The sequence below is a fragment of the Albidovulum sp. genome (genome assembly GCF_049646345.1).
Classification (GTDB): Bacteria; Pseudomonadota; Alphaproteobacteria; order Rhodobacterales; family Rhodobacteraceae; genus Albidovulum.
Map to the genome: position 1 here is coordinate 1 of NZ_JBARVQ010000441.1, position 4455 is coordinate 4455.

The window sequence follows — 4455 nt, forward strand, 5'->3', positions numbered from 1 at the left end:
GTATTGCTTTGGCAGGTACCGGCCGTGATCGTCCCGGTTCTGGTGGCGTATATCCTGCCGATTGCCTTTTTCTACAACATCAGCGCGTTCCTCGAATTGATCTGCGAACACGTCTGGATGCGCCCGATCGGCGATTCCATCGGCCGCCAGAGGATCACCGAACTCAGCTGGGGTCGGTTTTGCGGCGAAGCAGTGCCCGGCCAGGGCGCGGGCATTCTGGCCTGGACCGGGTGGACGGCGCGGATGCTGTTCTATCATTTCCCGACACGGGTTCTGGTGCTGACCGGCGATGCGCCTCAGCACGATTTCCATCACTTTTCGCCCAACACCCGCGATTGGACCATAAGCGCCTATGCCCGTCGCGACCTGATCGCGAAAGGCAAGATGCAGGACCGGGAAATCTGGGGGCTGATTGCGGCGATCGACATCGTGTTCGCACAGATGTCGACGGTGTCGCACGCGACCACCAGCACCCAATACCTCAGCAATATCGCCAAGCCCAGCATGAGCGAGCTTCAGGCCGAAATTTAAAGACCAAAGGGATAGACAGCAAATGCACCATATTGTTCACGACATTGTAGGGGTGGGTTTCGGCCCCGGAAACATCGCCCTGGCAATCGCCCTGGAAGAACAGTTTCCGCATGTCAACGCGATCTATCTCGAAGCACGCACGGACAGCCGGTGGCAGGCGAACATGATGATCGTCAATGCCGACATCCAGCACAATCCGCATATGGATCTGGCCACCCCGCGCAATCCGCAGAGCTATTACAGCTTCAACAATTTCCTGCACAAGACCGGCAGGATGTTCCGTCACCACAACCTGGGCCTGGAATTTCCGCTGCGGCAGGAATATTCCGACTATGTCCTTTGGGCGGCGGAACGATTTGCGGACAAGGTTGCCTACAACACCCGCGCGTCACAGATCCGGATAACCACAGCCCCGAATTCGACCCGTCCGGTGTATGAAGTCACCTCCTCGGACGGGCGTGTATTCTACGGGCGTTGTCTTGTCATAGCCCATGGGCGCCCGCCCTTTGTGCCCGATACCTTCGCAGACCTGCCGCAGTGCCGCTGCGTTCACCTTAACGAATACAAATCCTCCATTGACGCCCGTGGGGGTGGCCTGTCCTCTGTCGCCGTGATCGGCGCAAGCCAAAGCGCGGTCGAGATCATTCTGGATCTGACAGAACGCTTCCCGCATCTGGCCGTCACGAATTATGTCCGCCATTTCGGCTACCGTCAGAAAGATCTGAGCCCGCAAATGGAGGCGTCGATCTATCCCGAAAACGTAGAAGCCTTCTACAACAGGACATGGGCGCAGCGACAACAGTTCAACGACGATCTGAAGTACCAGAACTACTCGTCCGCTGACATTGACGTGCTAAAGGAAATCAATCTGCGCTCCTATGTGAAGAAACTGAATACCGGGCGGGATCTGCTGACGATCCACAACAATTCCCGCATCACCGATGTCACCACCACGGGAAGCAAGGTGCGCATCAACTCCGAGCAGATTTACACCGGCGACACCGTCGATACCGATGTCGATCTGGTAATTCTTGCGACCGGATTCCGCGACCTTGGGCCCGGCCCCAATCAGGATCGGATACCTTCATTGCTGACACCGCTTCAGGACGAGTTCGATTTCGACGATCACGGCGTGGTCTCGGTCAGTCTCGATTATCGCCTGCAATCGAAAAGCGCAGACACGCCGGCGATTTTCCTGAACGGTCTTTGCGAAGGCACCCATGGCGTCAGTGATGCCGGGTCTTTCAGCCTTTTGGCTCTGAGAACCGAAAAGATCGCGATGGGTATCGAAGCAACCTTGTACGATGTCCCGGCCAGCCCCAAACGCGCGGCAGCCCCGGAATTCGCGCTGGTGAAAGAATAGGGTACCCCATGCGCAGGAACAGCCGTCCGACCGTCATCATTGGCGGCACCGAAAGCGACGCGCACGTCGTGTCGATCTATATCGCCGCCTACATGCTAGAACAGCATGGGTATGACGTGGTCAATTTGTCTTGTCAGAACAAGACGAGGGCCTTCTTCGCAGCCAATCATGTCTCAAGCGATGTGATCGCCTGCATCATCTGCAATCAGAACGGTCATGCCCGTGACGATCTGCGTGACCTGCCAGAGTGCCGCGTCCCGGGCCTGCCGGTCGCGCTCGCCGGGCATTACACGCTCGGCACCCATAACCGCGCAGAACAGATCGCCTCGCTACAGGCGCTTGGCGTCGATCATTTCCTCGATTCTCTTGAACAGCTTCCGGTGCTTCTGGAGGAACTGGCCGAACAGCGCTGCGTCGCAAGACAACCCGGCAAGATGGAGGTGCTGGCGCATGGCATTTGATATCGGTGGACCAAAGGTCGCAATTGTCGGAGCAACAGGAGCGGTTGGCCGCGAAATCTTGTCCATTCTCGAAGAACGGGGCATGCAGTTCAAATCGCTGGACCTACTGGCATCGCCGCGCAGCGCGGGCCGGACAATCGAAGCGTTTGGTGCCGCGCACACGGTGTTCAATCTTGAAGACTATGACTTTGCCAAGGCCGATATCGCGTTTTTCTCGGCCGGCGGCGCAGTCAGCAAAGCCCATGCCCCCCGCGCCGCCGAAGCCGGTACGCTTGTCATCGACAATACCAACGCCTTCCGGATGGACCCGGAGGTGCCATTGGTCGTGCCACAGGTGAACCGTCATGCCCTGAAGCAGCGGAAGGTCAGCCGGATCGTGGCGAACCCGAACTGCTCGACCATCCAGATGGTTCGCGCTGTCGGGCCGATTGACCGGGCATTGGGTATCAAGCGTTTGTTTTGCGCCACCTATCAGGCGGCCTCGGGCGGCGGGCTGACGGGGATGGATGAATTGCTGTCCAGCACGTCTGCCCGCCTTGAGGGGCGCAAAGATTTTCAGCCGAAAAAGTTCCCCTCCGATATCGGGTTCAACGCCATTCCGCAGATCGACGTGTTTCTGGATGGCGGGATGACGCTGGAAGAGCAGAAAATGCGGCAGGAAACCCGCAAGATCCTTGATCGTCCCGACATTGGGGTAGAGCCTTTTGCGGTGCGCGTTCCGGTGATGAACGGTCATTGCGTCGCGGTTGTTGCGGAATGCCGCGACACCGTGGATCTTGGGACGGTGCGCGCAGCCCTTGCCGAGGACCCCGACATTCTGGTCCACGGGATCAATTCCTATCCCAACATCCACGACGTCTCGGGCAAAGACACGGTGCATGTGGCCCGGCTGCACGGCGACGCCGAAAACCCAAGGCAACTCTACTTCTGGGTTGCGGCGGACAACCTGCGTGTCGGGGCCGCTCTGAATGCCGTGCAGATCGCCGAGGCCGCGCTGGAACTGGCTCTGGTATGATGGCAGCGAAACCGGTCGACGTCTGGAAATTCGGCGGCTCGTCCTTTGCCACGACAGCCGCTTACCGCCATGTGGCCCAGGCCATTGCCCGGCAGGTTCATCAGGGCCATCGGGTCTGCCTTGTTGTGTCGGCCATGTCCGGAACGACAGGGCGCCTGTCGGAGATGCTGCACGATATTGCACCGGGGGCATCAGCAGAGGACCGCGACGCGGTGCTCGGCACGGGCGAAATCCTTGCTGCCGCCCTAGTGCGGGCCGCCTTGCGTGACGCTGGCGTTCCAGCGACATCGCTGAATGCTTTTCAGCTGGGATGGCGCGCGGGGGGCGATTTCGCGGACGGGCGCCTTGACGATTTGCCGCCGGATGCGATCCACGCCGCGTTCGAAACCGCCGCGGCAGTTGTCATCTCCGGCGGGCAGGCCCTGTCTGGCGACCGGCTGATGATGTTGGGACGGAACTCCTCCGATCTTTCCGCAATCGCCGCCGCCAAAATCCTTGGCGTCGACGAGGTCACGATTTTTTCCGATGTCGAGGGCGTCTGTACTGCGGACCCATATTTCATTGACAGTGCGGCGATGATTTCACGGCTCAGTTATCGCCACGCGCGTCTCTTCGCGCAGGCCGGTGCCAAGATCCTGCACGAACGGTGCATCGCACTGGCCGCAGAAAATCATATCCGTATTCAATGCGCGTCTCTGCGCGCGGATGGCACCATCTGTCGCGGCACGGTGGTGGGTCAGGACGGGGAAGGGATTCAGGTCTGTGTCCCCAAAGATGTCCGGATCATGCATATCCCGCAGGCCACGGGCATCGCGCATCCAACCGGCGCAATCGCCCCGATCCGGGATCACCACGGTCTTTTTGTGGTGTGTCCTGGCGCGCCGCCGCTGCCGGGTGACGCAACCCCGCATGTGGCCGGCGCGCCTCAATCTGCCGTCATCACCATTGATCGGGATGGCAGCGTGACGGGCCGGATCTGTGCGCCGTCAGTGGTGCAACACGAAGCGAGGCACCTGCATGACACCTTGTTAAACGGCATCGGCCAGGATCCCAACCTGACGCCCCTTCAGCGTATGCCCCAAAAG

The 4455-nt window shown here is 59.7% G+C and carries 5 protein-coding genes; all 5 read left to right on the top strand.

Annotated elements, in window-relative coordinates:
• A partial coding sequence (locus WBB85_RS11075) for a hypothetical protein (protein WP_432638674.1) occupies positions 1–531 on the top strand: 531 nt, incomplete at its 5' end.
• Positions 532–553: 22 nt separating this feature from the next.
• Positions 554–1894 carry a SidA/IucD/PvdA family monooxygenase gene (locus WBB85_RS11080; RefSeq protein WP_432638675.1) on the top strand — a complete coding sequence of 447 codons (1341 nt, stop codon included), beginning with the start codon at positions 554–556 and terminating at the stop codon, positions 1892–1894.
• A gap of 8 nt (positions 1895–1902) precedes the next feature.
• Positions 1903–2355 carry a hypothetical protein gene (locus tag WBB85_RS11085; protein WP_432638676.1) on the top strand — a complete coding sequence of 151 codons (453 nt, stop codon included), beginning with the start codon at positions 1903–1905 and terminating at the stop codon, positions 2353–2355.
• Positions 2345–3370: an aspartate-semialdehyde dehydrogenase gene (locus WBB85_RS11090; RefSeq protein ID WP_432638677.1), complete on the top strand. Its 1026-nt coding sequence runs from the start codon at positions 2345–2347 to the stop codon at positions 3368–3370. The genes WBB85_RS11085 and WBB85_RS11090 overlap by 11 nt, the downstream gene beginning before the upstream one ends.
• On the top strand, positions 3370–4455 hold a 1086-nt coding region (locus WBB85_RS11095; protein ID WP_432638678.1), incomplete at its 3' end, for a hypothetical protein. The genes WBB85_RS11090 and WBB85_RS11095, both read left to right, overlap by 1 nt.

Coding starts and splice junctions, on each gene's coding strand:
- WBB85_RS11080 (WP_432638675.1), top strand. CDS start 554: ATGCACCATATTGTTCACGACATTGTAGGGGTGGGTTTCGGCCCCGGA.
- WBB85_RS11085 (WP_432638676.1), top strand. CDS start 1,903: ATGCGCAGGAACAGCCGTCCGACCGTCATCATTGGCGGCACCGAAAGC.
- WBB85_RS11090 (WP_432638677.1), top strand. CDS start 2,345: ATGGCATTTGATATCGGTGGACCAAAGGTCGCAATTGTCGGAGCAACA.